Origin of the sequence: Halorubrum sp. SP3, assembly GCF_005435195.1 — an archaeon.
Lineage (GTDB): Archaea > Halobacteriota > Halobacteria > Halobacteriales > Haloferacaceae > Halorubrum > Halorubrum sodomense.
Genome location: NZ_SGTU01000366.1, coordinates 1 through 462, shown reverse-complemented (window position 1 = coordinate 462; position 462 = coordinate 1). Strand labels below are relative to the sequence as shown.

General features: G+C 61.5%; 1 protein-coding gene. It reads right to left on the bottom strand.

Annotation, left to right across the window (positions count from 1 at the left end; translation table 11 throughout):
• Positions 1 to 462: GAF domain-containing protein (locus EXE42_RS16880; protein ID WP_158293776.1), on the bottom strand; the 462-nt coding region annotated here is incomplete at both ends.

The window sequence follows — 462 nt, the reverse complement described above, 5'->3', positions numbered from 1 at the left end:
AGGTCGGCCAGCGGGCTCGCAAACGAGAATTCTAATTCAACAGCGTCGCTCTCGATCAATGTATTTCGGCGCCGGTCGGCGATGATGGCGAATCCGAGTGTCTCCCCGAGCAATTCGAGCCCGCTTTGTGCCGTCTCGGAGAATCCGCTCTCTTCGGTCCCAGCCACGGCGAGCACGCCAAACCGCTGTCGGCCACAGGCCACAGGGACTGCTGCGGCGATGGACTCCATGTCGTCGTTTGGCGCAGTCTCGTTTGCGGACTCAAATCGTCGCCGCTGGACGACTGCGGCGTCCTTTTCGCTGGCTTGTCGGACTAGTTGGCGCGCGAACGGTGACGTGAGCAATGACTCCGCGTTGGTTTCGCTGAACGAATCCGTCGCGACTGAGCTGGAGTCGATCGTTACGGCATCGGCGTCGTCTCCCGTCTCGACGGTCGCGATCCACTCTGCTTCGTACAGCGAC